The organism is Streptomyces sp. NBC_01003, from assembly GCF_045162695.1.
Taxonomy (GTDB): Bacteria; Actinomycetota; Actinomycetes; order Streptomycetales; family Streptomycetaceae; genus Streptomyces.
In genome coordinates, this window is sequence record NZ_CP108707.1 from 4,356,270 (window position 1) to 4,381,331 (window position 25,062).

Below are 25,062 nucleotides of genomic sequence, written 5' to 3' on the forward strand. Positions count from 1 at the left end.
CCTGGGCTGCCTACGCCCAAAGCTCAACCGATAACGATCAGCACGGCCATCAGAACCGCACCCACAACCACAGGCGCGACAATCTCGTAGGCCCAGCGGATCGAGGGCTCACCCTGGGCGGACGGCTTGTCGGCGTGGTCACGGGCCAGCTCGCGAATCTCGTCCAAGGACTGATCACCGGCGGCCCTACGAGGCACGGAATCGGCGTCCCCCTTCAGGCCGCCGCCCTTACGCCCACCCGCGGCCCGGTTGGCCTTCTTACGGGCGCGCATGGAGACCGGGATGGCCCAGAGCTGGTACTTGTCCCCGCCCTCGGTGAAGACCTCGCTGGAGTAGCTGGCCCGCACATCGGCGACGGACGCCCAGGGCAGGGTGATCACACGGAACGGATTACGAACGCGCAGCCGGTCCTCATTCGCGTACACCGCGGGCCGGACCGTGAACGCGACGACGAGCGGCGCGACGAAAAGCAGCCCCGCGACGGCCAGCCAGGCGGTGCGTGCGTCGCCATTGACCACGGCGTCGAAACCGAGCCAGGCCCCCATCACGAGCAGCAGGACGCCACCTGCGATACCGGCGGGAGAACGGTAGGCCCGCTCCGCGGCCACAGGTTGCGTGACGGAGGGCTGGGATTCCGGGGTCTTCATACTCCGATGATGCCTGAAGCCGACAAGGACGTTCATCACAGCCTGAGAACAACCACAGCAGCCCCTGCATACCCATGAGCCCCACCGGCGACCAGCCGCGTACGAGACAGCGAAGCCCCACCGGGCGGGCAGTCGCGTACGAGACAGACCGGAGACAGCGAAGTCCCACCGGCGGTCAGCCGCGTACGAAACGGGAGGGGACGTGGGGGCATGTGCGCGCGCAGCCACCAGCACCACGCACAGGCAATTAGCTGGCTGACGTGCACCCATAGAACAGCGAGCACGTACATGCCCCCGCGGCCCCGCACCCGAAAACGCACCTGTCGATCCCACACCGAGCCCGCACCCGACAACGAAGCAGCCCGCACCGAGCCCGCACCCGACAACGAAGCCGAGCAACCCCCACCGAGCCGGCACCCGAAACGCAGCAGCCCGCACCCGACAACACAACGCCCCCACCGCCCGGCACCCGAAGAAGCAGCGAGACCCACCACTCACCCCTCCCCCTGTACAGCAGCTACGCGCGTAGATATGCTCCCCTCGTGACCATGCCCACTGCACCCGCACCCGCATTCGCCGACGCGGTCGCTTCGGACCGTTCGCTGCGTCGCTTCCTTCACGGGCTGCCCGGGGTCGACACGGTCGGCCTGGAGGCTCGTGCCGCGTCCCTAGGCACGCGGTCGATCAAGACCACGGCCAAGGCGTACGCCATCGACCTGGCGATCTCGATGATCGACCTGACGACCCTCGAAGGCGCCGACACAGCCGGCAAGGTCCGCGCGCTCGGCGCGAAGGCCGTGCACCCGGACCCCACCGACCGTACGACTCCCCGCACAGCCGCCGTCTGCGTCTATCCGGACATGGTGGCGACCGCCAAGGAGGCCGTGGCCGGGAGTGACGTGAAGGTCGCCTCCGTGGCCACCGCGTTCCCGGCGGGCCGCGCCGCTCTGGAGGTGAAGCTCGGGGACGTCCGCGAGGCGGTCGCCGCCGGCGCGGACGAGATCGACATGGTCATCGACCGCGGAGCGTTCCTCGCGGGCCACTACCTGAAGGTGTACGAGGAGATCGTCGCCGTGAAGGAGGCCTCGGGCGCCGCGCGCCTGAAGGTCATCTTCGAGACGGGCGAGCTGTCGACGTACGACAACATCCGGCGAGCGAGCTGGCTGGGCATGATGGCCGGGGCGGACTTCATCAAGACGTCGACCGGCAAGGTCGGGGTGAACGCCACCCCGGCCAACACCCTGCTCATGCTGGAGGCGGTACGTGACTTCCGCGAGCAGACGGGCGTACAGGTAGGCGTGAAGCCCGCCGGAGGCATCCGGACGACCAAGGACGCGCTCAAGTTCCTCGTGCTGGTCAACGAGACCGCCGGCAGTGACTGGCTGGACAACCACTGGTTCCGCTTCGGCGCTTCGAGCCTGCTCAACGACCTGTTGATGCAGCGCCAGAAGCTGAGCACCGGCCGCTACTCCGGCCCCGACTACGTGACGGTGGACTGACCCATGACGTTCGAGTACGCACCCGCACCGGAGTCCCGCTCCGTCGTCGACATCGCCCCCAGCTACGGCCTGTTCATCGACGGCGAGTTCGCCGAGGCGGCCGACGGCAAGGTCTTCAAGACGGTGAGCCCGTCGACGGAGGAGGTCCTCTCCGAGATCGCCCAGGCGGGCGAGGCGGACGTGGACCGCGCGGTGAAGGCCGCCCGCAAGGCGTTCGAGAAGTGGTCGGCGCTGCCGGGCGCGGAGCGCGCGAAGTACCTGTTCCGGATCGCGCGGATCATCCAGGAGCGCAGCCGCGAGCTCGCGGTCCTGGAGACGCTGGACAACGGCAAGCCGATCAAGGAGACGCGCGACGCGGACCTCCCCCTGGTGGCGGCGCACTTCTTCTACTACGCGGGCTGGGCGGACAAGCTCGGCCACGCGGGCTTCGGCCCGAACCCGGCGCCGCTGGGCGTCGCGGGCCAGGTCATCCCGTGGAACTTCCCGCTGCTGATGCTGGCGTGGAAGATCGCCCCGGCGCTGGCGACGGGCAACACGGTCGTCCTGAAGCCGGCCGAGACGACCCCCCTGTCCGCCCTGTTCTTCGCGGACATCTGCCGCCAGGCGGGCCTGCCCAAGGGCGTGGTGAACATCCTCCCGGGCTACGGAGACGCGGGCGCGGCCCTCACGGCGCACCCCGACGTGAACAAGGTCGCCTTCACCGGCTCGACGGCAGTCGGCAAGGCGATCGCCCGCCAGGTGGCCGGCACGGACAAGAAGGTCACGCTCGAACTGGGCGGCAAGGGCGCGAACATCGTCTTCGACGACGCACCCATCGACCAGGCGGTCGAGGGCATCGTCACGGGCATCTTCTTCAACCAGGGCCAGGTGTGCTGCGCGGGCTCGCGCCTCCTGGTCCAGGAGTCGGTGGCGGACGAGGTACTGGACGCGCTGAAGCGCCGCCTCACCACCCTCCGCCTGGGTGACCCCCTGGACAAGAACACCGACATCGGCGCGATCAACTCCGCGGAGCAGCTCGCAAGGATCAAGGCGCTGGCACAGACGGGCGAGGCCGAGGGCGCCGAGCGCTGGTCGGCGCCGTGCGAACTCCCGGACAGCGGCTACTGGTTCGCGCCCACGCTGTTCACGAACGTCACGCAGGCGCACACGATCGCGCGGGACGAAATCTTCGGCCCGGTGCTGTCCGTCCTCACGTTCCGCACTCCGGAGGAGGCGGTGGCGAAGGCGAACAACACGCAGTACGGGCTCTCGGCCGGCATCTGGACGGAGAAGGGCTCGCGCATCCTCTCGGTCGCGAACAAGCTCCGGGCGGGCGTCATCTGGGCCAACACGTTCAACAAGTTCGACCCGACCTCGCCGTTCGGCGGCTACAAGGAGTCGGGGCACGGCCGCGAGGGCGGCCGCCACGGCCTGGAGGCATACCTCGCCCCGTCGAGCCCGGAGGGCACGCGATAAATGAGCACTGTTGAGCGACTCACAGTCCTGAAGACCTACAAGCTGTACGTGGGCGGGAAGTTCCCGCGTTCCGAGAGCGGCCGGGTGTACGAGGTGTCGGACTCGAAGGGCAAGTGGCTGGCCAACGCCCCGCTGTCGTCCCGCAAGGACGCGCGTGACGCGGTAGTGGCGGCGCGCAAGGCGTTCGGCGGCTGGGCGGGCGCGACGGCATACAACCGCGGGCAGGTGCTCTACCGCGTGGCGGAGATGCTGGAGGGCCGCCGCGACCAGTTCGTGCAGGAGGTGGCGGACGCCGAGGGCCTTTCGAGGTCGAAGGCGTCGGCGGTCGTGGACGCGGCGGTCGACAGGTGGGTCTGGTACGCGGGCTGGACGGACAAGATCGGCCAGGTCGTGGGCGGGGCGAACCCGGTCGCGGGCCCGTTCTTCAACCTGTCCACGCCCGAGCCGACCGGAGTGGTGGCCGTGCTGGCCCCGCAGAAGTCGTCGTTCCTGGGCCTGGTCTCGGTGATCGCCCCGGTGATCGCGACGGGCAACACGGCCGTGGTGATCGCGAGCGAGACGTCCCCGCTGCCGGCGCTGTCGCTCGGCGAGGTGCTCGCCACGTCCGACGTGCCGGGCGGTGTGGTGAACGTGCTGTCCGGCAGGACGTCGGAGATCGCTCCGTCGCTGGCCGCGCACCAGGACGTGAACGCGATCGACCTGACGGGCGCGGACGCCGACCTGGCCCGTGACCTGGAGATCGCGGCGGCGGACAACCTGAAGCGCGTGCGCCGTCCCCAGGCTGTGGACACGGACTGGACGACGGACCCGGGCACGGACAGGCTCACGTCGTTCCTGGAAACGAAGACGGTGTGGCACCCGACGGGTTCGCTCGGCGCGTCGGGCTCTTCGTACTAGGCCCGAGCCAAAGACCAACCCGAACCCGAAGCCCCGGCCCTCCTCCGTCCAGGAGGGGCGGGGCTTCGTCATGCCCCACCGCCCCACCGCGCACGGATCCGCACACGGATCAGACCCCGAGCCGCGCAGCGATCCCTTCGAGGATGGAGTCGAGGCCGAGGGCGAACTCCCAGGTGGGGTCGTCCTTGTGGGCGGCGCCGAGCCCGTAACGCTGATAGTTCGGGTAACGGCCCGTACCCATCAGGTAGTTCATCTGCGGGGCGCAGCCGGCGATCGGGCGGCAGGTCGGCAACGGGGGCCGCTACCGCGCGTATCCGATCACCGGAGGCGCGCTCGCCACGGAGGGCGCCCTGGCCCTGTTGACGCTCGGCGTCGGCACGTCGGCCGGCCTGGCCTCGGGCGTGACGTTCGTCCTCGGCCTCGGCTGCCTGATGCAGCCGTCGATGCTGATCACGATGAACAGCGTGCCGAGCCCCGCGACATGGGCGCCGCCAGCGGCACCACGACCCTGCTGCGCACGGTCGGCGGCTCACTGGGCGTCGCGGTGCTCGGCTCCGTCCACGCGAGCCGCATGTCCGCCGAACTCACCGACCGCCTCGGTTCCGACGGAGCGCACCGCACCGGCGGCCCCGTCGCCCCCGCCCTCCTGCGGGACCTCCCGACCTCCACACAGGACGCCGTCCGCACGGCAGTGACCGGCGGCTTGCACGGTGTGGCCCTGGGCACGGCCGCCCTGTGCGCGGTCACGTGCGCCGCGGCCTGGCTGATCCGCGAGGCCCCCTGCGGACGAACGCGTCCTAGCCGGGCAGCAGAGAGGCGGCCGGTCCCACCAGTGGGAGGTCGGCGGGGGCGCCGCCCCTGGCCAGGGGGCCGGTCGCGACGGCCGTGGTCACGGGCTTGAAGTCGGCGACCTGCGTACCGATCGCGTTGTCGAGCGGATCGACCCCGGTGCCGGAGAGCGGGTTGAGCCTCAGATGCTTGACCGGGGCGAGACCCCCGGCCGAAGCGGACTCGAGCGCCCCCGTCACCGCTCCCCCGGCCGCCGCGGCGTCGAGGTCGCCGACCGGCGAGGCGAGAGGCGTGGCGGCGGGCTCCGCCGCACCGGCGCTCACCGCACCCCCGCCGAGCGCCGCCCCCGCGGCGGTGAGGGTGAGCCCCGCGCGCAGCAGCGCACGCTGGGCCCCCGAGGACTTCTTCGCTGTGTGTCGTGCCATGAAGTGCCGCCCGTTTCCGGTAGCCGGCGGCCGGTTGGCGCGCCGCCGCAGATCGAGTAATCGTGAGCGTACGCAGAGTAGTTGAGGCGTGGCCGTGCCACAAAGGCCGACCCGCGGGGTCCACCGGGGGAGGAGGATGCAGCACACTGGTGTCTCGTGAGTTCTCATCCCCCGATACCGACCCGGGTCGTCCTGCTGGCAGGTCCTTCCGGCTCCGGCAAGTCGTCGTTCGCGTCCCGCTCCGGGCTTCCCGTGCTGTGCCTGGACGACTTCTACAAGGAGGCCGACGACCCGACGCTGCCGCAGGTGCCGGGCAGCTCGGACATCGACTGGGACTCGCCCCGCTCCTGGGACACGGAGACGGCCGTCGCCGCGATCGCGGAGCTGTGCCGCACGGGCCGCACCCGCGTTCCCGTCTACGACATCGCGACCAGCGCGCGCGTGGGCGAGGAGACGCTCGACATCGAGCGCACGCCCCTGTTCATCGCGGAGGGCGTTTTCGCCGCGGACATCGTGGAGCGCTGCCGGGACCTCGGGCTGCTGGCCGACGCGCTGTGCCTGCGCGGCCGCCCGTCCACGACGTTCCGCCGCCGGCTGCTGCGGGACCTCAGGGAGGGCCGCAAGTCCGTGCCGTTCCTGCTGCGCCGCGGCTGGCGCCTGATGCGCGCGGAGCGCGGCATCGTGGCCCGCCAGACGGCGCTCGGCGCGCACGCGTGCGGCAAGGAAGAAGCCCTCGGCCGCCTGGCCGCGGCCGCCGCGGGCCGGTGCGTGAAGGCCCGCGCCCAGGCCTGAGCGCCCCGCACACCCCGTACACATGAAAGCGGGACCGGAGAGACCCCCCGGCCCTCCGGTCCCGCTTCGTTCCCCGTGAAGATCCCCCGTGATCCCCCCGGTACCGCTCCCCCGTGCAACCGTCGCGTCCCCCCGGAGCGACGGCCCGCCCCCAGCCTTCAGGCCACCAGCTCGCCGAAGGACTCCTCCAGGTCACGGCCGAAGCTGAGGACCTCGTCCTCGCGCAGCCGGCGCAGGGAGCGCCAGATGCTCGACTTCACCGTGCCGACACTGATGTCGAGGATGTCCGCGATCTCGGGGTCCGTACGACCCTCGTAGTAGCGCAGGACGAGCATCGTGCGCTGCAGTTCGGGGAGGCGGGCCAGGGCCTGCCAGAGAACCGCGCGCAGCTCCGTGCCGCGCATCGCGTCCGTGTCGCCCGCCGTCTCCGGCAGTTCCTCGGTCGGGTACTCGTTCAGCTTGCGGCGGCGCCACGCGCTGATGTGCAGATTGGTCATGGTGCGGCGGAGGTAGCCCCCGACCGCCGCCTTGTCGCTGATCCTGTCCCAGGCGCGGTACGTCGAGAAGAGGGCGCTCTGGAGCAGGTCCTCGGCCTCGAACCGGTCACCGGTCAGGTGGTAGGCGGTTGCGTACAGGGAGGCGCGGCGCTCCTGGACGTAGGCAGTGAACTCAGCCTCCGACAGGGACTTCTTCCGCTCCCCCGATTCCTCCCCGTACGCGGCTCCCCCGTCGGATACCGCCTGGTTCGCGTCAACCACCGTCATGTACGTGGTGTGCTGACGCCCGGTGCCGCGAGCGCACCCCCGCCCGCTCACGGCACCGGACAGCTCGTGCTTCCCGGAACCGGGACTCCGCACGAGAGCGTCATGAAGACGTGTGACAACTGCGCCAGTGGTGGTGCTGTGCAGCGTGTTCATCTCGCGCCCCCCGTCGTGGAGTCTCGGTTTCCCGTGGCTCGTAAGGACTTGCGTCCTTGCGATGTCCAAAAGCTTGCCCGGGCCACTTCATGACGGTGTCCGTCGACTGTCACAGACCTGTCACAGGGCCCGGGCGTGTGCGCGTCGTGTGTGGATGGGACCCGATGCCCCCTCATTACGAGCTTGGGAGCGCTCCAACGGTCGAACTTGAGCCGTGCCATGGGACAGAATGACGTCTGTGCCTTCCCTGTTGCTGATCGAGGACGACGACGCCATCCGAACGGCCCTGGAGCTGTCCCTTACGCGCCAGGGTCATCGGGTTGCCACCGCTGCCACCGGCGAGGACGGTCTGAAGCTGTTGCGCGAGCAGCGGCCGGACCTGATCGTGCTGGATGTGATGCTGCCCGGCATCGACGGGTTCGAGGTGTGCCGGCGCATCCGGCGCACGGACCAGCTGCCGATCATCCTGCTCACGGCGCGCAGTGACGACATCGACGTGGTGGTCGGGCTGGAGTCCGGCGCCGACGACTATGTCGTGAAACCGGTGCAGGGGCGGGTGCTCGACGCCCGGATCCGGGCGGTGCTCCGGCGGGGCGAGCGGGAGGCCAACGACGCCGCGTCGTTCGGCAGTCTCGTCATCGACCGGGCCGCGATGACGGTCACGAAGAACGGCGAGGATCTCCAACTGACGCCCACGGAGCTGCGGTTGCTCCTCGAGCTGAGCCGCAGGCCGGGACAGGCGCTGTCGCGGCAGCAGTTGCTGCGTCTGGTGTGGGAGCACGACTACCTCGGTGACTCGCGGCTCGTCGACGCGTGTGTGCAGCGGCTGCGCGCGAAGGTCGAGGACGTGCCGTCGTCGCCGACGCTGATCCGTACGGTGCGCGGGGTCGGCTACCGGCTGGACACGCCTCAGTGAGTGATGCGCACGACCGGCTGCGGGGGTGGGCCGCGGCGAAGAAGGCGATACTCGCCGGCCTGCGCTTCACGAGCCTGCGGCTGCGGCTCGTCGTCGTCTTCGCCCTGGTGGCGCTGACCGCGGCGGTGTCGGCGTCCGGGATCGCGTACTGGCTCAACCGCGAGGCGGTGCTGACCCGGGCTCAGGACGCGGCGCTCAGCGACTTCCAGCAGGAGATGCAGAATCGGGCCGCGGCGCTGCCCGAGCAGCCGACGCAGGGCGAGTTGCAGCATGCGGCGAACCTGATGGCGAGCAGCAGCCAGCACTTCAGTGTGCTGCTGATCAGCGACGACAAGGACGGCCGGCGGATCGCCGGGAACTCCGATCTGGACGCGATCACGCTGGCCGAGGTACCGCGTTCGCTGCGGGACGCGGTGAACAGGGAGCAGCCCCTCACGGACGGCAACAAGCACCCGTACCACCTGTACTGGCAGCGGATCGTCAGCAATGACACGCCGTATCTGGTCGGTGGGGCGCGGGTGATCGACGGGGGGCCGACGGGCTACATGCTCAAGTCCCTGGAGCCGGAGGCGAAGGATCTCAACTCCCTTGCCTGGTCTCTCGGGATCGCGACGGCGCTCGCGCTGATCGGTTCGGCGCTGCTCGCGCAGGCCGCGGCGACGACGGTGCTCAAGCCGGTGCACCGGCTCGGGAGGGCGGCGCGGCGGCTCGGCGAAGGAAAGCTGGACACGCGTCTGCGGGTGTCCGGTACGGATGAACTGGCCGATCTTTCCAGGACGTTCAACAGGACCGCGGAGAATCTGGAGAAGAAGGTCGCCGACATGAGTGCGCGCGAGGAGGCGTCGCGGCGCTTCGTCGCCGACATGTCGCACGAGCTGCGTACGCCACTGACGGCGATCACCGCCGTGACGGAGGTACTCGAGGAGGAGCTCGACGCGGAGACCGGTTCGGTCGACCCGATGATCGAGCCCGCCGTACGCCTCGTGGTGAGCGAGACGCGCCGGCTGAACGACCTGGTGGAGAACCTCATGGAGGTCACCCGCTTCGACGCAGGCACCGCCCGGCTCGTCCTCGACCAGGTCGACATCGCCGACCAGATCACGGCCTGCATCGACGCCCGCGCCTGGCTCGACGCGGTGGACCTGGACGCGGAGCGCGGCATCATGGCCCGCATCGACCCGCGCCGCCTCGACGTCATCATGGCGAACCTGATCGGGAACGCGCTCAAGCACGGCGGCTCGCCGGTGCGGGTGTCCGTGCGGCTTGCGGACTCGGAGCTGGTGATCGAGGTCCGTGACCACGGGCCCGGTATCCCGCAGGACGTGCTCCCGCACGTCTTCGACCGGTTCTACAAGGCGAGCGCGTCGCGGCCGCGTTCGGAGGGCAGCGGGCTCGGGCTCTCGATCGCCCTGGAGAACGCGCACATCCACGGCGGCGAGATCACGGCCGCCAACTCCCCCGAGGGCGGCGCCGTGTTCACGTTCCGGCTGCCGCTCGACGCATCGCCGCTGACGCTGCCGCCCGATGACGAGGGCGCCGACGGTGGCGGTTCCGGTGAGGAGGGCGGCGCGCGATGACCGCACGCAGGACGAGACGGCGTTACGCGGTGCTGGGCGCGGCGGTGCTCGCCGCGCTGCTCGCCGGGTGCGGGATCAGGCCGACGGAGGTGCCGACGGACTTCGGGGCCGCGCCGTCGCGGGTGCCGTGCACGCTGTCGGGCCCGGATCTGGAGTCGCGCACGGGCGGCGAGTTCGCCGTGCAGGTGTATCTGGTCTGTACGTCGCAGCTGGTGAGCGTCGACCGGACGGTGACCCTGCCGAAGGGGCAGGGCGCCTCGGACCGGGTGCGGCTCGCGCAGGCGCTGCTCGACGAGCTGGAGCAGTCTCCGGGCGGCGTCGAGCGGCAGGCGGGGTACACGACGGACGTCAGGCCCGGGATGACCGTCTCGGGGCCGGGCAAGGGTGACCCGGACAACGCGCTGCGGCTGAGCATCCCGCCGGACGACCTCTCGCCGTACGCGCTGGCCCAGATCGTGTGTACGTATGCGAACGGCGGAGCCGCGGCAAAGGACGACAAGGTCGTGCTCGGCGGGCCGGGTGACGACGCTCTGCGCGCGTACGACTGCTCCCCGGAGATGCGGACGCGGCCGGGGCTCGTACCGGCGCCCGCCGAGACGGTCGGCTGACGGGGGCGGGCGCGGTTGTCGCGGGCGGACGCCGGCGACGCGGAACCGATCGTCCCGCCGTCCGCGTCTAGGGGGGCGTGCAGCGCCATCGCCCGGGCGGCCCCAAGGCCGCCATCCGCTTCCGTACGGCAGGGGTAGTCCTCCTTGCCGCGCACCTGCTTCTCGTCTGCTGGATCACGCTGCGACCACTGGACGTGCCATGGGTCAGCGCCGCGAACCTGCATCCGTTCGCCGGGATCAGGGCGGATCTCGCGCTCGGTCCGGCGGAGGCGGTGCGGCGCATCGGCAAGGAGCTGGTGCTGCTCGCGCCTCTGGGGGTGCTGCTGCCGATTGCCGGAGGGCGGCTCGTCGTCTCGCCGCTGGGTTCGCTGGTGCGTACGGTCGCCGCCGGAGCGCTGCTCTCGCTCGGCATCGAGCTGCTGCAGACCGGGGTGCCGGGGCAGGTCGTGGACATCGACTCGCTGTTCCTGAACACGCTGGGAGTGGCCCTCGCGCACGCGGCCGTGGTGCCGACTCTCAGGGTCAGGCTCCGCCGCAGGACCGAGGTCCCCGCCCTCCCCCGGGAGGAGCCCACTCAGGGGCGGACCCCGACGATTTCCAGGGTCGGCATCGCCCCGTGAGCTGACGCTTCGCCCGGTTCGTCACCGTAGCTTTGAAGCCATCGGAGACGTCCCGGCCGTCCCGGCCAAGGGGACGCCTCACCGCTACGGTTCGCGAAGGAGCCCACCATGACCGCCCTTGCCCGCCCCACGAACGGACGGATGATCGGCGGAGTGTGCGCAGCGCTGGCAAGGCGCTTCGGCACCTCCGCGACCACGATGCGCGTGATCTTCGTGCTCTCGTGTCTGCTTCCCGGTCCCCAGTTCCTGCTGTACATCGCGCTGTGGATCCTGCTGCCGAGCGAGGGCAAGGTCCGCCAGGCGTGGTGACGACGGGGCCCGCAGGCTGATGTACGACAAGGCAGGCTGACGTACGACAGGAGGGGCGCACCCGCGCGAGCGGGTGCGCCCCTCCTGAGTGTCCGTGTCTGTGCCGTGCCGGGTGGGTCAGCCGACGGGCAGGGCGCCGCCGGCGGGCAGCGAGTTGACGGGCAGGCCGCCGAGGAGACCGGAGACCGGGTCGCTGCCGTTGGTGGGGAGGGCCTTCTGGACGGCGGGCGCGGCGGCGTTCAGGCCACCGGCGACGGCGTTCTTGCCGGCGGTGAGGGACTCGGTGCCGCCGGCGGGCAGTACCTGCGCGACCTGCTCGGCGGGGAGTGTGCTGGTCACGGTGTCCAGGGCGGAGCCCGCGTCCGGGAGGGCGGGGGCGGCGGACGCGGCACCGGCGCCCGCGGCGGCGAAGGCGGCACCGAGGGCGGCGACACCGAGGGTCTTGACAGCAGACTGCTTCATTGTGAAATGAGTCCTCGTGAACGGGGGCTTGAGCGGTTCACGACCGTAAACATGTGTCAGGGCGCGTCGCAACCAGCGAAATACACGGAGAAGCGGCCGGGAGTTCGTGCTCCCGGCCGCTTCGGATTCGCACAAAGAGGCGCTACTGCGCGACAGAGCCCCTGGTCGAGGCGGTCTGACGGAACAGCCATTCGGATTTCAACTCGGCATATCCGGGCTTGATGACGTCATTGATCATGGCCAGTCGTTCATCGAAAGGAATGAATGCTGATTTCATCGCATTGACAGTGAACCACTGCATGTCGTCGAGCGTGTAGCCGAATGCGTCGACCAGGTGCTCGAATTCGCGGCTCATGCTGGTGCCGGACATGAGGCGGTTGTCGGTGTTCACCGTGGTGCGGAAGTGCAGCTTGCGGAGCAGGCCGATGGGGTGGGCCTCGTAGGAGTCGGCGGCGCCCGTCTGGAGGTTGGAGCTGGGGCACATCTCCAGGGGGATGCGCTTGTCGCGTACATAGGAGGCGAGGCGGCCGAGCTTGACCGTGCCGTCGTCCTCGACCTTGATGTCGTCGATGATCCGCACGCCGTGGCCGAGGCGGTCGGCGCCGCACCACTGGAGGGCCTGCCAGATGGAGGGCAGGCCGAAGGCCTCACCCGCGTGGATCGTGAAGTGGTTGTTCTCGCGCTTGAGGTACTCGAAGGCGTCGAGGTGGCGGGTGGGAGGGAAACCGGCCTCCGCGCCCGCGATGTCGAAGCCGACGACGCCCGTGTCGCGGTAGCCGTTCGCGAGTTCGGCGATCTCCAGGGCTCGGGCCGCGTGCCGCATGGCGGTGAGCAGGGCGCCCACGCGGATGCGGTGGCCGTTGGCCCTGGCGCGGCGCTCGCCTTCCCGGAAGCCTTCGTTGACCGCCTCGACGACCTCTTCGAGGGTGAGGCCCTGTTCGAGGTGCTGCTCGGGGGCGTAGCGGATCTCGGCGTAGACGACGCCGTCCTCGGCGAGGTCCTCGGCGCACTCGGCGGCGACCCGGAACAGCGCCTCGCGGGTCTGCATGACGGCGCAGGTGTGGGCGAAGGTCTCCAGGTAGCGCTCGAGGGAGCCGGAGTCGGCGGCCTCACGGAACCAGATGCCGAGCTTGTCGGGATCGGTCTCCGGGAGGTTCTCGTAGCCCTGTTCCAGGGCGAGTTCGACGATGGTGCCGGGGCGAAGGCCGCCGTCGAGGTGGTCGTGCAGCAGCACCTTGGGGGCGCGAACGATCTGCTCGGGGGTCGGAATCTGCGAGTTTCCGCTGGTCTGGCTCGTCATTTCCGCACTCTAACGCCTACGCGCGTAGATACTCGGTGACGTCCGCCTGTCGATACGTAACGGTGACCCTGCGGACGGGTGGCGTACACCGGGCCTTCTGACACTGTTCTGTCATGGGACAGCAAGCGACGACGGTCCGTGAGGCCCGGCTCGGGAAGGCGATGGGGCCCGTTCCCGCGACGGTGAGCGGTGTGGTTCTACTGCTTCCCGCAGGTGAGGAGACCTCCGCGCGCAGGCCGTCACCGCTGGCCTCGGCGGCCGTACGGACCCTGGGGCGCGCCCTCGTGCGCGAGGGACGGCGGGACGGCCTTGCGGCGCATGTCGTGCACTACCGCGGCCGCGGCTGGAACGGCGCTCAGGCACAGCTCGCACGCGACGCCGACTGGGCCGCGGACGAAGCCGTACGGCGCTACGGCGACATCCCCGTCTGCCTCGTCGGGGTCGACATGGGGGCCCGCGCGGCGCTGCACGCCGGCGGGCACAGCGCCGTCAACTCGGTGCTCGCGCTTGCCCCTTGGCTGCCCGAGGAGGACGTCGCCGCGCCCCCCGAACCGGTGAAGCAGCTCGCGGGCCGCCGCGTTCTGATCGTGCACGGCACGAACGACGAGCGCACGGATCCCGAGCTGTCGTTCCGCCTGGCCGCCCGCGCGAAGAAGTCCAACCGCGACATCTGCCGCTTCGAGGTGCACTCCGACGGCCACGCGCTCCACCAGCACCGCACCGAAGTCCACGCCCTGGCCCGCGACTTCGTGCTCGGCTCGCTCTTCGGCCGGGCGTTCTCGCGGCCGCTGCAGGACGCGCTGGCCGCGCCGCCGCCGCTGGGGCTGCGGATGCCGCTGGCCTCGGGCTTCGGCAGGTCGCTCGCGCGGTGACTACTCCTGCGCGCGCGTCCACTCGGAGAGCAGCTTGCCGCGCCGGGAGAGCAGGAACTTCTTGAACGCCGCGACGGGCGGGGTGTCCGGATGGCCGTCGAGCCAGGCCACGCCGATCTCGCGCACCGCCCGCTGCCCGGTCACGGTCAGCTCCACAACTCCCGGGCGCGGTACGGCGGGTGGCGGCAGGAGCGCCACACCGAGGCCCGCCGCGACCAGGCCGCGCAGGGTCTCCGTCTCCTCCCCCTCGAAGGCGACCCGCGGCCTGAACCCCGCCTCCGCGCACAGGCCGTCGGCGATGCGCCGCAGCCCGTAGCCGGGTTCGAGGGTCACGAACGGCTCGTCGGCCGCCTCCGCGAGGCGGACGCGCTTGCGGCCCGCGAGGCGGTGGTCGTCGGGGACGACCAGGCGCAGGCGCTGCTCGTCGAGGCGGCGCGCGACGAGGCCGGGCTCGTCGGGGACGGGCGAGGTGAGGCAGAGGTCGAGCTCGCCGGCGCGCAGGCGCTCCAGCATCGCCTCGCCGTAGTTCTGGACGAGACTGAAGCGGATACGGGGGTGGTCGGCGCGGAAGGCGCGGATCAGGCCGGGGACGGTCTCGGAGCCCATGGTGTGCAGGAAGCCGAAGGCGACCTTGCCCGACGCGGGATCGGCGTCGGCCCGTACGGACTCGGCGGCGCGGCCGACCTCGGCGAGCGCCCTGTCGACGGACGTGAGGAACGTACGGCCCGCCGGGGTGAGCGAGACGGTGCGGCCGTGGCGCGCGAACAGCTCCACGCCGAGGTCCTGTTCGAGGCGGACCAGGGCGCGCGACAGCGTCGACTGGGGGATCTCCAGCTCGTGCGCGGCCCGCGTGACGTGCTCGGTGCGGGCGACCGCGGCGAAGTACGACAGGCGGGGCGCGAGCGTCGTCACGATGTCTTCCGTGTCACTGGACGGTGACAGACGAGTCTCTGAACTCTGCTTATGCGCCATGGGATTGATTATGGCGTTTTCATGCATTGGACGCATGAAACACGGAGGCCTACCTTCGAGATATGCCTCCTGCCAGTAGCGGGGCGGCCGCCACCCACGCGGTCGCCGCCCGTAAGCCGTCGTCCCCCGAAGCCCCCGACACCCGTCTGAACCCGGGCGGACCCGGTTACCGCCGGATGAGCTTCGCCCTCTTCCTGGCCGGGGTCGCGACCTTCGCCCTCCTCTACTCCACGCAGGCCCTGCTCCCCCTCGTCTCCGCCGACTTCGGCGTCAGCGCGAGCGCAGCGAGCTGGACGGTCTCCGGCGCGACGGGCGCGCTCGCCCTGTGTGTACTGCCGCTGAGCGCCCTGTCGGAGCGGTTCGGACGGCGCACCGTGATGACGGCTTCCCTGTCGGTGGCGGTCGCGGTCGGCCTGCTCGTGCCCTTCGCTCCCTCGCTCGGCGCGCTGATCGCGCTGCGGGCCCTCCAGGGCGCCGCGCTCGCCGGTCTGCCGGCCTCCGCGATGGCGTATCTCGCGGAGGAGGTGCGGCCCAAGGCGCTGGTCGCCGCGATCGGCCTGTTCGTGGCGGGCAACTCCATCGGCGGGATGAGCGGCCGGGTCATCACCGGGTGGGTCGCGCAGGAGTGGGGCTGGCGCGCGGCGGTCGCCACGATCGGCGTGATCGCCGTGGCGTGCGCGGTCGCGTTCCGGCTGCTGCTGCCGCAGCCCCGGCACTTCACCCCGGGCTCGCTGCGGCCGCGGGTCCTGGCCCGCACGGTGCGGGGCCACCTCGCGAACCCGCTCCTGTGCCGTCTGTACGTGATCGGCGCCCTGTTCATGACGGTCTTCGGGGCCGTCTACACGGTGATCGGCTACCGGCTCACGGCCGCGCCGTTCTCGCTCCCGCAGGGCATCATCGGCTCGATCTTCCTGGTGTACCTGGTGGGTACGGTCTCCTCGGCCGCGGCCGGCAAGCTCGTCGCGCGGCTCGGGCGGCGCGGGGCGCTGTACCTGGCGGTGGGCACGACGGCGTCCGGGCTGCTGCTCTCGCTCGGCGACGCGATCGTCATGGTGCTGCTCGGCCTCGTCCTGATCACGGCCGGTTTCTTCGCGGGGCACGCGGTGGCCTCGTCCTCGGTCAGCCACACGGCGACGCACGGGCGGGCGCAGGCGTCCGCGCTGTACCAGTCCGTGTACTACATCGGCTCCAGCGTGGGCGGCACGCTCGGCGCGGTGGCCTTCCACGCGGGTGGCTGGGCCGGGACCGTGGCCCTCGGCCTGGTGGCGGTGCTCGGCGTCGTGTCGGTGACCCTGTGGGGCTCGCACGCGGCGCGGGTGCAGCAGCGGCAGACGCTCGTGGCGGCGCACTGACCCCGCTCCGATCATGCTGAGAACGGCCCCCGGACCGGCGTATTTCGCCGGTCCGGGGGCCGTTGTCAGTGCGCTGCGGTAGCTTCCGAAGTGCTGGGACTTGCATGGACTTTCGGGACTTGCCAGAAGCCGCAGGGCGGGGTGTGGACATGAGTGACATCGCAGGGACGACCACCGAGCTGGACGTCCGTCTCGAGAAGTACCGGGTCGAGCTGACCGGGTACTGCTACCGGATGCTGGGCTCGGCCTTCGAGGCCGAGGACGCGGTGCAGGACACGATGGTCCGCGCCTGGCGCAGCTTCGACAAGTTCGAGGGCCGCTCCAGCCTGCGGTCCTGGCTGTACCGCATCGCGACGAACGTCTGCCTGGACATGCTGAACGCGGGCAACAAACGGGCCCGGCCGATGGACCTGACGGCGGCGGCGCCGCTCGCGCAGGCGGCTCTCACACCCCGGCCGGACAATGTGTGGCTGGAGCCGATGCCGGACGCGCGCGTGCTGCCGGCCGTGCACGACCCGGCGGAGGCCGCGGTGGCGCGGGAGTCGGTGCGGCTCGCGTTCGTGGCGGCGCTCCAGCAGCTCCCGGCCAAGCAGCGGGCCGTGCTCATCCTGCGCGAGGTCCTGGCCTGGAAGGCGCAGGAGGTCGCCGAGCTCCTCGACACCTCGGTGGCGTCGGTGAACAGCGCGCTCCAGCGGGCCCGCGCCACGCTCGCCGAGGTCCCGGCCGAGAAGAAGAGCGCGGACGACGAGCTGGACGAGGAGCACCAGGCGCTCCTCGAGCGCTATGTCGCCGCGTTCGAGGGATACGACATGAAGGCGCTCACGGCGCTGCTCGCCGAGGACGCCATCATGACGATGCCGCCGTTCGACCTGTGGCTGCGCGGCACGCCGGACATCACGGGCTTCATGACGACGATCGGCGCCTCATGTGCCGACAGCCGGCTGGTGCCCGTCGAGGCCAACGGCTCGCCCGCGTTCGCCCACTACAAGCCCGACCCGGACAAGGGCGGGTTCTCGCCGTGGGCCGTCCAGGTCCTCGAGGTCTCAGAGGGCCGGATCACCGGACTCCACTGCTTCCTGGACACAGCGCGCTATTTCCCGCTGTTCGGCATGCCCCTCCATCTCGACGACGAGACCGCCTAGGCCGGGCAGGCCGACCAGCTGAAGCAGGGCCCACAGAGCCGGGGACGGATCGCGCAGCCGCAGTCCTGACCCGGCTCTGCGGGCGGCGAGCTGCATCCGGGCGAGCGCGTCCACGGTGGCGAGATCGGCCGTGGTGACGGCCGCGAGGTCGCAGACGATGTCGCGTGCCGGGGCGCGGGCGCACGCCGTGCGCACCTGGTCGCACAGGTGCGGCACGTCGCCGCGGCGCACGGGGCCGGCGGGAGCCAGGTCGGGAGGTCGGAAAGCTGCCACGCTAGGGAGACCGGCGCGGCGGCGGGAACTCATCGGCGGTCCGGCCGCGCGCCGAGTGCCGCGCATCACGTCGCCCAGGTGTCGCGCGCATCACGTTGACCCTGTGTCGGGTGGCCTCCGAGGCTAGTGCCTGTCTGGGGTTGTGATCTGGATCAGGGAGCGGGGCGTGGTGCGTGCGATCGCAAGGCGCCGGTATGCCCTCGTAGCGGAGCTACTAGGGCATACCGGCAACGCGGCGAGCGTGCGTACCACGCCCCGCGAGCCCAGATCACAACCCCAGACAGGCACTAGGGGGATGCCCCTTGATCGCGTACCTGCTCAGCCGTCCGCACGACGCCGGCAGGGGGCATCGTGGCAGGGGTGCTGAACGGGTTCGCCGTCATCGCGGTGGTCATCGCCGTCGGCTTCCTGATCGGCAGGCGCGGCTATCTCGGGGACAACGGCCGCGAGGTCCTCACCAAGCTCGCCTTCCATGTCGCCACGCCCGCGCTGCTGTTCACCACGCTCGCGAAGGCCGACCTCTCGGTGATCCTGTCGCCGCGGCTGCTGGTGACGGCGCTGAGCACGGCGGCCGCCGCCGGGGTGTTCATCGCGGTGGGCGTCGCGCGCCGGTGGGGCGTGGGGCGGACGACGATCGGCGCCCTGTGCTCCAGCTACGTCAATTCGGGCAACCTCGGCATCCCCATCGCCGTATACGTCCTCGGCGACGCCTCGCTGGTCGCGCCCGTGCTGCTCTTCCAGCAGATCGTGGTGACGCCGATAGCGATGACGGTCCTCGATCTCTCGGAGGCCGGGGAGACGCGGTCCCTGTGGCAGCGGATCGTCACGCCGCTGCGCAACCCGATCGCGGTCGGCGCGCTCGCGGGCGTGATCGTGGCGGCGACGGGGTGGACGGTGCCGGGTCCCGTCTTCAACCCCATCGATCTGATCGGCAAGATGTCCGTGCCGGTGGTGCTGCTCGCGTACGGGATCTCGCTGTGCGGGAGCTCGCTGCCGGCCCGGCGAGGTTCCGACCGGGTGCCGGTGCTGCTGTCGGTGGCCCTGAAATCAGTGGGCCAGCCCGCGGTGGCGTGGGTGCTCGCGGCGGGCGTCTTCGGCCTGCGGGGCGCGTCACTCCTGGACTTGGTGGTGACGTCGGCGCTCCCGGCGGCGCAGAACCTCTTCGCGTACGCCTCGCGCTACAACGTCGCGGAGAAACTGGCGAGGGAGTCGATCCTGCTGTCGACGCTGGCGTCGGTCCCGGCGCTGGTGGTCGTCGCGGCGTTGCTGGGGTGACCGAAGGGGACCGGCAGGGGTCTGCCGATCCCGTTCACCCGTACGGGGAAACCCCAGGTCAGCCGATGCGTTCCCGCACGACCGGCGTGGGCTCGAATGCCGTGCCCGGGGCCGAGATGTCGTAGGAACCCTCGACGGACTCAAGGGCGTACTCGAAACGCTCCGGGGTGTCCGTGTGCAGGGTCAGGAGGGGCTGGCCCGCGGTGACGGGGTCGCCCGGCTTGGCGTGGAGTTCGATGCCGGCGGCGGCCTGGACCGGGTCCTCCTTGCGGGCGCGGCCCGCGCCGAGGCGCCAGGCGGCGACACCGATGCCGTACGCGTCGAGGCGGGTCAGGACGCCGGAGGCGGGCGCCGTGACGACGTGCTGTTCGCGGGAGGTGGGCAGCGTGGCGTCCGGGTCGCCGCCCTGCGCGGCGATCATGCGGCGCCAGACGTCCATCGCGGAGCCGTCGGCGAGGGCCTTCGCCGGGTCGGCATCCTTGATGCCCGCCGCGTCGAGCATCTCGCGGGCCAGGGCGAGGGTGAGCTCGACGACGTCGGAGGGGCCGCCGCCCGCCAGTACCTCTACGGACTCCCGGACTTCGAGCGCGTTGCCGGCGGTGAGGCCGAGGGGCGTCGACATGTCGGTGAGCAGGGCGACCGTGCGCACGCCGCTGTCGGTGCCCAACTCGACCATCGTGGAAGCGAGTTCGCGGGCATCCTCGATCGTCTTCATGAACGCGCCGGTGCCGACCTTGACGTCGAGGACGAGCGAGCCCGTGCCCTCGGCGATCTTCTTCGACATGATCGAGGAGGCGATGAGCGGGATCGCCTCGACGGTGCCGGTGACGTCGCGCAGCGCGTAGAGCTTCTTGTCCGCGGGGGCGAGCCCGTCGCCGGCCGCGCAGATCACGGAGCCGACGGTGTCGAGGACGTTCAGCATCTCGTCGTTGGAGAGCAGGGCGCGCCAGCCGGGGATGGACTCCAGCTTGTCGAGGGTGCCGCCGGTGTGGCCGAGGCCGCGGCCGGAGAGCTGCGGGACGGCGGCGCCGCACGCGGCGACCAGCGGGGCGAGCGGCAGTGTGATCTTGTCGCCGACGCCGCCGGTGGAGTGCTTGTCGGCGGTCGGGCGGGACAGGGACGAGAAGTCCATGCGCTCGCCGGAGGCGATCATCGCGGCGGTCCAGCGGGCGATCTCCGTACGGTTCATGCCGTTGAGGAGGATCGCCATGGCGAGCGCCGACATCTGCTCGTCCGCGACGACGCCGCGCGTGTACGCGTCGATGACCCAGTCGATCTGCTCGTCGCTGAGTTCGCCCCGGTCCCGCTTGGTCCGGATGACGGAGATGACGTCCATGGCGTTGTCCTTCCGCAGGTGGCAGCAGGCCGACTCTACGCGCATAGAGCGACCGGTTGAAAGCGGCCCCGCCCAACCGGGCGGGGCCGTAGGTCAGTTGAGGTGCTGGGGTCCGAACGCGTCGGGGAGCATCTCGCCGAGCGGGCGGATCCCCGACGTCGTCTCCAGGAGCAGCTCGGTGCCCCCGAACTCGTAGAGGAGCTGGCGGCAGCGGCCGCACGGCATCAGGATCTCGCCCTTGCCGTCCACGCACGTGAAGTGCGTCAGGCGGCCGCCGCCGGTGAGCTGGAGCTGCGAGACGAGCCCGCACTCGGCGCACAGGCCGAGCCCGTACGACGCGTTCTCGACGTTGCAGCCCGACACGGTGCGGCCGTCGTCCACGCGGGCCGCGGCGCCGACCGGGAAGGCCGAGTACGGCACGTACGCGCGGGACATGGCCTCGCGGGCCGCCTCCCTGAGTGCTTCCCAGTCGGCTTCCGTCACTTGCCCTGACCCTTCCGGTAGCGCATGCCGTCGGCCTTGGGCATCCGCAGCCGCTGCGCGGACAGGGAGAGCACCAGGAGGGTGACGACATACGGGGTGGCGCCGACGAAGTCGCCGGGCACCTCATCCGTCAGGAGGTACCAGACCAGGACAACTACGGCAATCACCGCGCTGATCGTGGCCTGGATCATGGCCTTTCGGTACGCCTTCCAGCCCGCGAGCAGAGCCAGCAGCACGACCAGCAGGAGCAGCAGCGCGTGGACGGTCTCGCCGCCGTTGCGCAGCTGGAGCGCGTCGGAGAAGCCGAACAGGCCCGCGCCCATGGCGAGTCCGCCCGGCCGCCAGTTGCCGAAGATCATGGCGGCGAGGCCGATGTAGCCGCGCCCGCCGGTCTGGCCCTCCAGGTAGCTGTGCGAGGTGACCAGCGCGAGGAACGCGCCGCCGAGACCCGCGAGTCCGCCGGAGATGGCGACGGCCGCGTACTTGTGCGCGTACACGTTGACGCCGAGGGACTCGGCCGCGACCGGGTTCTCACCGCAGGAGCGCAGGCGCAGGCCGAACGAGGTGCGCCACAGCACCCACCAGCTGCCCACGAAGAGCAGCACGGCGAGGATCGTGATCACGGAGACGTTGGTGACCAGGCCGCCGAGGATGCCGGCGAGGTCGGAGACCAGGAACCAGTGGTGCTGCTCGATGGAGTGCAGTCCGCTGGACAGGCCCGGGATCGTGACGTCGCCGAGCGACTCGGCGGGCGGCGACTGCTTGGGGTTGCCGCCCTTGGCCGCGGGATCGCCGTCGGCGAAGAACAGTTTGGCGAGGTACTGGGTGGCGCCCAGGGCGAGGAGGTTGACGGCGACACCGGAGACGATGTGGTCGACGCCGAACGTGATGGTGGCGACGGCGTGGATCAGACCGCCCAGCACACCGAAGCCGATGCCACAGACGAGGCCGAGCCAGGGGCTGGTCTGCCAGCCGAGCCAGCCGGCGCCGAACGTGCCGAGGATCATCATGCCTTCGAGGCCGATGTTGACCACGCCGGCCCGCTCCGACCACAGGCCCGCGAGGGCCGCGAGGCCGATGGGCACGGCGAGTCCGAGCGCGGCGCTGATCTGGCCGCCGGAGGTGAGCTGGTCGGCGCCCGTGATGACGCGGACGGCGGAGACCAGGAACAGCGCACCGACGACGATCATCAGGGTCTGGCCCGTGGAGAGCCGGCCGCGCGCCTTCTTGGCGCCGCTCACCGCGGGGGCCGCCGGCGGCGGGGTGTCGGTCGTCGTGGCGGTCATCCGGCCACCTCCTGCTTGTCGGTGCGGACGGCGGCGGCCTGCGCGGCGAGCTCGGCGCCGACCCGCTGCTGCTGGCGCTTGAGCCCGTAGCGGCGTACGACTTCGTAGGCGATGACGACGCACAGGACGATGACGCCCTGGATCACGCCGAGGATCTCCTTGTCGTAGCCCTGGAACTCCAGGTGGTTGGTGGTGCGCTCCAGGAAGCCCCACAGCAGGGCGCCGAGCGCGATGCCGACCGGGTGGTTGCGGCCGAGCAGCGCGATCGCGATGCCCGTGAAGCCGAGGCCCACCGGGAAGCTGTTGTCGTACTGGTGGCTGTCGTTGAGCAGCGTCGGCATGCCGACCAGACCGGCCACGGCACCCGAGATGACCATGCTGGTGGCGACCATCTTCTTGACGCTGACGCCGCTCGCGGCGGCCGCCGACTCGGACTGACCGACCGTGCGCAGGTCGAAGCCGAAGCGGGTGCGGCCGAGGACGAACCAGTACGCGATGCCGACGAGCACGGCGATCACGATGAAGCCCCAGACCTGGCCGGCCGGTCCCGCGTCGATCATGAAGAAGTTCGAGGACTCGGGCAGCGGCTTGGTGGAGACCAGGGTGCCCGCCTCGTCGAGCTGGCCGAGCTGCTCGGGCTGGAGGAGGTAGGCGATGATCGCGGTCGCGATCGAGTTGAGCATGATCGTCGAGATGACCTCGCTGACACCGCGGGTCACCTTGAGGATGCCCGCGATGGCGGCCCACAGGGCACCGGTCGCCATGGCGGCGAGCAGGATCAGCGGGATGGAGAGCCAGCCGGGCAGCGTGAGCGCCCCGCCGAGCACGGCCGCGACGAACGCGGCGAGCCGGTACTGGCCGTCGACACCGATGTTGAACAGGTTCATGCGGAAGCCGATGGCCACCGCGACACCCGCGAGGTAGTACGTCGTCGCCTTGTTGAGGATGTAGACCTGGCTGTCGCTCGCGGAGCCGTAGGTCACCATGTCGCTGAACGCGGCGAAGGGGTCCTTGCCGGTCGCCGCGATGATCACGGCGGTGACGACGAGTGCGGCGATGATCGCCAGGAGCGGGGCGGCGACCGCGAGGATCAGCCGCTCCTTGTCGATCCGGGACTTGCCCCGGGATATCAGTGTCTTCATCGGGCGTCCCCGCCTTCGGCGTCTTCCGTGTGCTCGAGGTGGCCGGAGGCCGCACCTGTCATGGCGGAGCCCAGCTCCTCCGGGGTGATGGTGGCGGGGTCGGCGTCGGCGACCAGGCGGCCGCGGTACATCACCCGCAGGGTGTCGGACAGGCCGATCAGCTCGTCCAGGTCGGCCGAGATGAGCAGCACGGCGAGGCCCTCGCGGCGGGCGCGGCGGATCTGGTCCCAGATCTGGGCCTGCGCGCCGACGTCCACACCGCGGGTGGGGTGGGCGGCGATCAGCAGCTTGGGCGCGTGGCTCATCTCGCGGCCGACGATCAGCTTCTGCTGGTTGCCACCGGACAGGGAGGCCGCGGTGACCTCGATGCCGGGTGTGCGGACGTCGTAGTCGCGCACGATGCGCTCGGTGTCGGCGCGGGCGGCCCTGAGGTCGAGCAGCCCGCCCTTGGAGTTGGGGCGCTCGGTGACATGGCCGAGGACCCGGTTCTCCCACAGCGGCGCTTCGAGGAGCAGCCCGTGACGGTGCCGGTCCTCGGGGATGTAACCGACACCGGCTTCGCGGCGCTTGCGGGTGGGGGTCCGGGTGACGTCGGTGCCGTTCAGGGCGACGGTGCCGCGGTCCGCGGTCCGCATGCCCATGATGGCCTCGACGAGTTCGGACTGGCCGTTGCCCTCCACGCCCGCGATGCCGAGGACTTCGCCGCGGTGGATGGTGAAGCTGACGTCGTCGAGGATGACGCGCTCGACGCCGTCCAGGTCGGTCTGCGTGAGGCGCAGGCCACCCAGGTGGAGCATCGGGGTGTCGGTGACCGTCGACTCCTCGGTCTCCGGCGACGGCAGCTCACTGCCGACCATGAGCTCGGCGAGCTGCTTGGTGCTCGTGTTCCTCGGGTCGGCCGTGCCGACCGTCGTCCCGCGCCGGATGACCGTGATCTCGTCCGCGACGGAGAGCACTTCGCCCAGCTTGTGGGAGATGAAGATGACGGTGAGGCCCTCGGACTTGAGCTCGCGCAGGTTGTCGAAGAGCGCGTCGACCTCCTGCGGCACGAGGACCGCGGTGGGCTCGTCGAGGATCAGCGTCCGGGCACCCCGGTAGAGGACCTTGAGGATCTCGACGCGCTGCCGGTCGGCGACCCCGAGCTCCTCGACGAGGACGTCGGGGCGCACCCCGAGGCCGTACGCCTCCGATATCTCGCGGATCTTCGTACGCGCCTTGCCGCCGATGCCGTGCAGCTTCTCGGCGCCCAGGACGACGTTCTCCAGGACGGTGAGGTTGTCGGCCAGCATGAAGTGCTGGTGAACCATGCCGATGCCGCGCGCGATGGCGTCGGCGGGCGTGGCGAAGGCGACCTGGGTGCCGTCGACCGCGATGGTGCCCTCGTCCGGCTTCTGCATGCCGTAGAGGATCTTCATCAGGGTCGACTTGCCGGCGCCGTTCTCACCGCACAGGGCGTGGACGGTGCCCCGCCGTACGGTGATGTCGATGTCGCGGTTGGCGACGACGCCGGGAAAGCGCTTGGTGATGCCGCGCAGTTCGACGGCGGGAGGGCTGGACGCGTTGATGGCGCACTCTCCTCGGGGGACAGGACGTACGTACGGAAGGGGTGAACGGTCGCGCGGAGCCGCGCGGGGGCGCGTCGGCGACGGTAATACGCCAACTCTTAGCTACACGCGTAGAGTTGACACATTGTTATGGCCCGGCGAGGGGAAGCTT

At 70.8% G+C, this 25,062-nt stretch carries 27 protein-coding genes; 13 read left to right on the forward strand and 14 right to left on the reverse strand.

Features of this window, described 5'->3' with window-relative positions; translation table 11 throughout:
• Positions 1–23 precede the first annotated feature (23 nt).
• The gene (locus OG698_RS19830; RefSeq protein ID WP_406104423.1) at positions 24–647 is read right to left on the reverse strand and encodes a PH domain-containing protein; all 624 of its coding nucleotides are present in this window, start codon (positions 645–647) and stop codon (positions 24–26) included.
• A 548-nt stretch (positions 648–1,195) separates the two neighbouring features.
• Between OG698_RS19830 and deoC the strand changes: the two genes are divergently transcribed.
• From deoC to OG698_RS19845, 3 genes are read left to right on the forward strand one after another with little or no spacing between them, the layout of a single operon-like run.
• Positions 1,196–2,146 carry a deoxyribose-phosphate aldolase gene (gene deoC / locus OG698_RS19835; RefSeq protein WP_383092105.1) on the forward strand — a complete coding sequence of 317 codons (951 nt, stop codon included), beginning with the start codon at positions 1,196–1,198 and terminating at the stop codon, positions 2,144–2,146.
• A 3-nt stretch (positions 2,147–2,149) separates the two neighbouring features.
• Positions 2,150–3,601 (forward strand): aldehyde dehydrogenase family protein, encoded by a 1,452-nt coding sequence (locus OG698_RS19840; protein WP_406104425.1) that lies wholly within the window; start codon positions 2,150–2,152, stop codon positions 3,599–3,601.
• Positions 3,602–4,498: an aldehyde dehydrogenase family protein gene (locus OG698_RS19845; protein WP_406104426.1), complete on the forward strand. Its 897-nt coding sequence runs from the start codon at positions 3,602–3,604 to the stop codon at positions 4,496–4,498.
• A gap of 109 nt (positions 4,499–4,607) precedes the next feature.
• Here OG698_RS19845 and OG698_RS19850 read toward each other — a convergent pair whose 3' ends face one another.
• The 3 genes from OG698_RS19850 to OG698_RS19860 all read right to left on the reverse strand — a co-directional run bounded on the left by OG698_RS19850 (position 4,608) and on the right by OG698_RS19860 (position 5,712).
• Positions 4,608–4,790, reverse strand: a complete 183-nt coding sequence (locus tag OG698_RS19850) for a hypothetical protein (RefSeq protein WP_406104427.1) — start codon at positions 4,788–4,790, stop codon at positions 4,608–4,610.
• 9 nt (positions 4,791–4,799) lie between these two features.
• Positions 4,800–4,952 (reverse strand): hypothetical protein, encoded by a 153-nt coding sequence (locus OG698_RS19855; RefSeq protein WP_406104428.1) that lies wholly within the window; start codon positions 4,950–4,952, stop codon positions 4,800–4,802.
• 343 nt (positions 4,953–5,295) lie between these two features.
• The gene (locus tag OG698_RS19860) at positions 5,296–5,712 is read right to left on the reverse strand and encodes a hypothetical protein (RefSeq protein ID WP_399971227.1); all 417 of its coding nucleotides are present in this window, start codon (positions 5,710–5,712) and stop codon (positions 5,296–5,298) included.
• A 156-nt stretch (positions 5,713–5,868) separates the two neighbouring features.
• Between OG698_RS19860 and OG698_RS19865 the strand changes: the two genes are divergently transcribed.
• Positions 5,869–6,504, forward strand: a complete 636-nt coding sequence (locus OG698_RS19865; protein ID WP_406104430.1) for a uridine kinase — start codon at positions 5,869–5,871, stop codon at positions 6,502–6,504.
• 158 nt (positions 6,505–6,662) lie between these two features.
• On the opposite strand, the gene OG698_RS19870 is transcribed toward OG698_RS19865, so the two are convergent.
• The gene (locus tag OG698_RS19870) at positions 6,663–7,421 is read right to left on the reverse strand and encodes a SigE family RNA polymerase sigma factor (protein WP_362910879.1); all 759 of its coding nucleotides are present in this window, start codon (positions 7,419–7,421) and stop codon (positions 6,663–6,665) included.
• Between the two features lie 238 nt (positions 7,422–7,659).
• Here OG698_RS19870 and afsQ1 point away from each other — a divergent pair, with 238 nt between their 5' ends.
• The 5 genes from afsQ1 (at position 7,660) to OG698_RS19895 (ending at position 11,451) form a co-directional block, all read left to right on the forward strand.
• A complete protein-coding gene (gene afsQ1, locus OG698_RS19875) occupies positions 7,660–8,337 on the forward strand; it encodes a two-component system response regulator AfsQ1 (protein ID WP_030682803.1) in 678 nt (225 codons plus the stop codon).
• A complete protein-coding gene (locus tag OG698_RS19880) occupies positions 8,334–9,914 on the forward strand; it encodes an ATP-binding protein (protein WP_399971225.1) in 1,581 nt (526 codons plus the stop codon). The genes afsQ1 and OG698_RS19880 overlap by 4 nt, the downstream gene beginning before the upstream one ends.
• Entirely contained in the window at positions 9,911–10,522 is a 612-nt protein-coding gene (locus tag OG698_RS19885) for a hypothetical protein (RefSeq protein WP_406104432.1), read from the forward strand. The genes OG698_RS19880 and OG698_RS19885 overlap by 4 nt, the downstream gene beginning before the upstream one ends.
• Before the next feature lie 77 nt (positions 10,523–10,599).
• A complete protein-coding gene (locus OG698_RS19890; protein ID WP_406104433.1) occupies positions 10,600–11,142 on the forward strand; it encodes a VanZ family protein in 543 nt (180 codons plus the stop codon).
• Between the two features lie 108 nt (positions 11,143–11,250).
• On the forward strand, positions 11,251–11,451 hold the full coding sequence (locus OG698_RS19895) for a PspC domain-containing protein (RefSeq protein ID WP_100594716.1): 201 nt from the start codon (positions 11,251–11,253) through the stop codon (positions 11,449–11,451).
• A 117-nt stretch (positions 11,452–11,568) separates the two neighbouring features.
• Here the strand turns inward: OG698_RS19895 and OG698_RS19900 are convergent, their stop codons facing one another.
• Complete coding sequence (locus OG698_RS19900) at positions 11,569–11,913, reverse strand: ATP-binding protein (protein WP_399971222.1); 345 nt, start codon at positions 11,911–11,913, stop codon at positions 11,569–11,571.
• 142 nt (positions 11,914–12,055) lie between these two features.
• The gene (locus OG698_RS19905; protein WP_326774381.1) at positions 12,056–13,213 is read right to left on the reverse strand and encodes an adenosine deaminase; all 1,158 of its coding nucleotides are present in this window, start codon (positions 13,211–13,213) and stop codon (positions 12,056–12,058) included.
• A gap of 113 nt (positions 13,214–13,326) precedes the next feature.
• On the opposite strand from OG698_RS19905, the gene OG698_RS19910 reads away from it, so the two are divergent.
• Positions 13,327–14,085, forward strand: coding sequence for an alpha/beta hydrolase (locus OG698_RS19910; RefSeq protein WP_399971220.1), 759 nt, complete (start codon positions 13,327–13,329; stop codon positions 14,083–14,085).
• Here OG698_RS19910 and OG698_RS19915 read toward each other — a convergent pair whose 3' ends face one another.
• On the reverse strand, positions 14,086–15,057 hold the full coding sequence (locus OG698_RS19915) for a LysR family transcriptional regulator (RefSeq protein ID WP_406104435.1): 972 nt from the start codon (positions 15,055–15,057) through the stop codon (positions 14,086–14,088).
• 62 nt (positions 15,058–15,119) lie between these two features.
• Here OG698_RS19915 and OG698_RS19920 point away from each other — a divergent pair, with 62 nt between their 5' ends.
• Positions 15,120–16,409: an MFS transporter gene (locus tag OG698_RS19920; RefSeq protein WP_398375306.1), complete on the forward strand. Its 1,290-nt coding sequence runs from the start codon at positions 15,120–15,122 to the stop codon at positions 16,407–16,409.
• Positions 16,410–16,558: 149 nt separating this feature from the next.
• Positions 16,559–17,551, forward strand: a complete 993-nt coding sequence (locus OG698_RS19925) for a sigma-70 family RNA polymerase sigma factor (protein WP_406104438.1) — start codon at positions 16,559–16,561, stop codon at positions 17,549–17,551.
• On the opposite strand, the gene OG698_RS19930 is transcribed toward OG698_RS19925, so the two are convergent.
• The gene (locus OG698_RS19930; protein WP_406104440.1) at positions 17,453–17,824 is read right to left on the reverse strand and encodes an STAS domain-containing protein; all 372 of its coding nucleotides are present in this window, start codon (positions 17,822–17,824) and stop codon (positions 17,453–17,455) included. The genes OG698_RS19925 and OG698_RS19930 overlap by 99 nt on opposite strands.
• A 351-nt stretch (positions 17,825–18,175) precedes the next feature.
• On the opposite strand from OG698_RS19930, the gene OG698_RS19935 reads away from it, so the two are divergent.
• Positions 18,176–19,099: an AEC family transporter gene (locus OG698_RS19935; protein WP_406104441.1), complete on the forward strand. Its 924-nt coding sequence runs from the start codon at positions 18,176–18,178 to the stop codon at positions 19,097–19,099.
• A gap of 58 nt (positions 19,100–19,157) precedes the next feature.
• On the opposite strand, the gene OG698_RS19940 is transcribed toward OG698_RS19935, so the two are convergent.
• The 5 genes from OG698_RS19940 to OG698_RS19960 form a co-directional block, all read right to left on the reverse strand.
• Positions 19,158–20,435 carry a thymidine phosphorylase gene (locus tag OG698_RS19940; RefSeq protein ID WP_406104443.1) on the reverse strand — a complete coding sequence of 426 codons (1,278 nt, stop codon included), beginning with the start codon at positions 20,433–20,435 and terminating at the stop codon, positions 19,158–19,160.
• 93 nt (positions 20,436–20,528) lie between these two features.
• Positions 20,529–20,918, reverse strand: a complete 390-nt coding sequence (locus tag OG698_RS19945) for a cytidine deaminase (RefSeq protein WP_100594725.1) — start codon at positions 20,916–20,918, stop codon at positions 20,529–20,531.
• A complete protein-coding gene (locus tag OG698_RS19950; protein ID WP_383092032.1) occupies positions 20,915–22,204 on the reverse strand; it encodes an ABC transporter permease in 1,290 nt (429 codons plus the stop codon). The genes OG698_RS19945 and OG698_RS19950 overlap by 4 nt, the downstream gene beginning before the upstream one ends.
• Positions 22,201–23,346 (reverse strand): ABC transporter permease, encoded by a 1,146-nt coding sequence (locus OG698_RS19955; protein ID WP_406104446.1) that lies wholly within the window; start codon positions 23,344–23,346, stop codon positions 22,201–22,203. Before OG698_RS19955 ends, OG698_RS19950 begins: the two co-directional genes overlap by 4 nt.
• Positions 23,343–24,911: an ABC transporter ATP-binding protein gene (locus tag OG698_RS19960; protein ID WP_406111163.1), complete on the reverse strand. Its 1,569-nt coding sequence runs from the start codon at positions 24,909–24,911 to the stop codon at positions 23,343–23,345. The genes OG698_RS19955 and OG698_RS19960 overlap by 4 nt, the downstream gene beginning before the upstream one ends.
• Positions 24,912–25,062: the final 151 nt, after the last annotated feature.